The organism is Phytoactinopolyspora endophytica (assembly GCF_004138495.1).
In the GTDB taxonomy this organism is placed as follows: Bacteria; Actinomycetota; Actinomycetes; order Jiangellales; family Jiangellaceae; genus Phytoactinopolyspora; species Phytoactinopolyspora endophytica.
Genome location: NZ_ML142865.1, coordinates 6,450 through 10,042, shown reverse-complemented (window position 1 = coordinate 10,042; position 3,593 = coordinate 6,450). Strand labels below are relative to the sequence as shown.

The following is a 3,593-nucleotide window of genomic DNA, read 5'->3' as shown; positions in this document are numbered from 1 at the left end:
CACTACCGCCCTAAAAGCCGGAGAAGACCATGATCATGAACAGTAACCGTGTAAATAGCACGGAAACTGTTCATGATCATGGTCTCGCGCACCGCAACCAATCGAGAGAGCAGCTGAGAGAACAGTAATGAACCTGGACGAATCGGCGACCACCTTCCCGACCTGGCTCGACGCCCGGCTCTGGGAACGCGCCAACCGTGAGCTCCTGGCCAAGGCGCTCACCGAGTTCATGTACGAGGAGATCATCGACCCGCCCATCGACGACGACGGGCGCTTGACCTGCGAGCTGCCGCACGGCACCTTGACCGCGCAGGCGAAGCGCCGCGCCCTCGGCTGGTGGAGGGTGGACCCGGACTCCCTGCGCTGGAGCCAAGCGCGACCAGAAACTTGGAGCGGCGAGGCGCCGAGCGAGCGGAGCCGTCGGCACAGCGAGGAACGAGCGACGCCGCCTGCGGAGCAAGCGAGAAGCCAAGCGCGACCAGAAACTTGGAGCGGCGAGGCGCCGAGCACGTGGAGCGATGCCACCGTCCCTGACGCAACGGTCCTGCTCGCGGAGCTCCTGACGGCGCACGGAGTCGCGGCGGCGACGGCCGCCAACCTGGTGGCCGAGCTCTCCTCGACGCTGCTCTCCGACTCATGGCTGCTGGCCCGCGGCCGCCCGAGCGCCGAGCTCACCGACCTGGAGCCGGTGCTGGTGGAGAACGAGCTACACGGCCATCCGTGGATCGTCGCCAGCAAGGGCCGGGTCGGCTTCAGCGCAGACGACCTGCTCGCCTACGCGCCGGAGGCAGGCCGTGACGTCCGGTTGCTGTGGCTGGCGGCCGCGCCGTCACTCGCCGACACCCGTTCCGTGGCCGGCCTGGACCACCACAGCGTCGTCCGCGAGCAGGTGGGCGACGCAGAGTTCAACCGGATGCGCGCGCACGCCCAGCTAGGCGGCCTCGACCCCGACACCTGCGCCTTCCTGCCGGTCCACCCGTGGCAGTGGACCAACCGAATCCTGTCGCTGCATGCGGCCGAGCTAGCCAGCGGTGCCCTGGTGCCCCTCGGTGAGGGCGCTGCCCGGTACCGGCCGCAGCTGGCGATCCGGACGCTCACGGACCTCGACCATCCGGAACGCCGCTATCTCAAGCTGCCGGTCTCGGTGCTGAACACGTCGGTCTACCGAGGGCTGCCTCGGGAACGTACGCTCGCCGCCCCGGCACTGACCGAATGGCTGTCCGGCTTGGCGGACGCGGACCCGTTCCTCAAAGAGACCGGGTTGGTCCTGCTCGGCGAGGTGTCATCGGTCAGCGTCGCACACCGCGCCTATGAGTCGATCCCAGACGTTCCCTACCAGCACACGGAGATGCTGGGCGCCATCTGGCGGGAGTCGGTCCAGCCTTACCTCGAACCCGGCGAGCGCGCCGTTTCCCTGGCCGCGCTGCTGCATGTCGATCCCGACGGCACATCGTTCGCCGGGACGCTCGTCGCCCGGAGCGGGCTCGGGGTCGACGAGTGGTTCCAGCATCTGCACCGGGCGGTGCTGCCGCCACTGCTGCACATCCTCTATCGGTACGGTGCGATGTTCTCGCCACATGGCCAGAACTGCATGATCGTGCACCGCGACGGCGTACCGACCCGGCTCGTCGTCAAGGACTTCGTCGACGACGTCGCGATCTGCACCGACATGTTGCCCGAGCATCAGAACCTGACGCCCGAGGTCCGCGCCGCCCTGGCTGACGTGACGCTGGAAGCCAAGACGCTGATCAAGTACCTGCAGAACGGGCTGCTGATCTGCGTATACCGGTACCTGGCGGAGATCGCCGAGGACCGGCTCGGGCTATCGGAGACCTCGTTCTGGGCGCAGGCAAGACGGGAGCTGGTGGAGTATCAGCGACGCTTCGGCGACGAGTCGGCGGATCGCTTCAGCCTGTTCGACCTGGAGACACCGACCTTCCCGAAGTTGTGCCTCAACCGGCTGCGACTGTTCGAACGGGGTTACGCGGACGACGCCGAACGCCCGGTCATCGCGGCCGTCGGCACCGTCCAGAACCCGCTGGCTTCCCCCGGTGGTGGCAACGTCGAGTAGGCGGCGGTAGAGGTCAGAACTGGCTGAAACGCTGCGGCGGCTGCTCAGTCCCCGACTCAGCGGGCCAGGTCATCGGCAGGCCGAAGACGGGAAACAGGGTCAGGTCGAAGAACACAGTCACCTGCCCGACGTCGGATGCGGTCAGCGTGAGCACATGCATCTGGAAAGCCCGGTGGACGCCGTTCTCGTCGCGCATGTACAGGCCGAACGCGGGCTGGCCGTTCGCCGTGGTCGCCACCATCACCTGATCACCCGGGCCCTGGGCAGGGCATTGGGCGGAGATCATCTGGCCGACGGTCTCGGCACCCTGGAACCATGCGAGGAACGGCGGCATCTCCCAGACGACGTCCTCGGCGAACAGCTTCACCATGGCCGGCACGTCGTAGTTCTCGAACGCGGCCGCATAGCGCTCAAGCAGCTCTCGCTGCTCGGACGTGGCAGGCTCGGTGACCTCGTCCTCCCGCAGCCCCGCCTGTTCCAGCTGGGCGCGGGCACGCTGCAGCAGACTGTTGACGGCCGCGACAGAGATGCCCACGGTCTCGGCGACCTCGGCCGCCTTGAACTTCAAGACGTCGCGCAGGATCAGCACGGCGCGTTGCCTGGCCGGCAGGTACTGCAGCGCGGCGATCAACGCCAGCCGGATACTCTCCCGAGAGGTAACCGTCGCGGCCGGGTCCGCACCATCGGCACCGACCATGGCATCCGGTACCGGCTCAAGCCACGGCACCTCGGGTTGTGTCGGCAACTGGCCCTTCGGATCGTCGCTGGGACCGCCCAGGCCGGTGGGCAGCGGCCGCCGATTGCGGCTCTCCAGCGCGGTGAGACACGCCGTGGTAGCGATGCGGTGTAGCCAGGTCCGCAACGACGACCGTCCTTCGAACCGGTCGTACGCACGCCACGCACGCAGGTACGTTTCCTGAACCAGATCCTCTGCCTCGTGCACCGAGCCGAGCATCCTGTAACAGTGCGCCAGCAGCTCACGGCGGTACGGCTGTGCCAGCTGCGAGAATTCGTCAGTTTCGGCGATGTCGACCACGACCATGACATTACGCCCACTCTCGGACATCCTCCAGAGACGTGGGCCGGGCACTCTCAGGCGAGCACTCGCCGCAAGCCGTCCAGCCACGCCCACGCCCGATCCCACGTCGACTCGACATGGTCCGTGCGCAGGTAGCCACGTATCGGGTCGTAGTCCTTGATGCTGATATGCCACCCGTCGGTCTCACGTCGAACCGTGCCACGCGGCCAGGCCCGCGTCGCTACGCCAGTCTGCGCCTCATCGGTGACCGTCGCGTTCATGCTCATGGAGGCTCCTCCTCTCCGCGGTGTCAGGATCGAGACGTGCTAGGTACTGAGACCGCAAAGCCGCCCGAAACTCATCGCCGCACTGTCGCTTCGGCCCAACGGCCTGGCGTTCTCTCCTGGTCGGCGGGGTGGTTCCCGCGGGCTGCCGGCGACATCGCGGCGCGCACCGCATGTCGCCTCCGCTGAAGCCGGCTACCGGGAGCCACCCCGCCTTCCG

3 protein-coding genes are annotated in these 3,593 nt (G+C 67.5%); 1 reads left to right on the top strand and 2 read right to left on the bottom strand.

Annotated features, from left to right (window positions below; translation table 11 throughout):
- Positions 1-127 precede the first annotated feature (127 nt).
- A complete protein-coding gene (locus ELR45_RS26125) occupies positions 128-2,071 on the top strand; it encodes an IucA/IucC family protein (protein WP_129668958.1) in 1,944 nt (647 codons plus the stop codon).
- A 13-nt stretch (positions 2,072-2,084) separates the two neighbouring features.
- Here ELR45_RS26125 and ELR45_RS26120 read toward each other — a convergent pair whose 3' ends face one another.
- Together ELR45_RS26120 and ELR45_RS26115 are read right to left on the bottom strand one after the other, a co-directional pair.
- Positions 2,085-3,113 carry a sigma-70 family RNA polymerase sigma factor gene (locus ELR45_RS26120; protein WP_129668957.1) on the bottom strand — a complete coding sequence of 343 codons (1,029 nt, stop codon included), beginning with the start codon at positions 3,111-3,113 and terminating at the stop codon, positions 2,085-2,087.
- Positions 3,114-3,163: 50 nt separating this feature from the next.
- Complete coding sequence (locus tag ELR45_RS26115) at positions 3,164-3,376, bottom strand: hypothetical protein (protein ID WP_129668956.1); 213 nt, start codon at positions 3,374-3,376, stop codon at positions 3,164-3,166.
- Between the last annotated feature and the right edge of the window lie 217 nt (positions 3,377-3,593).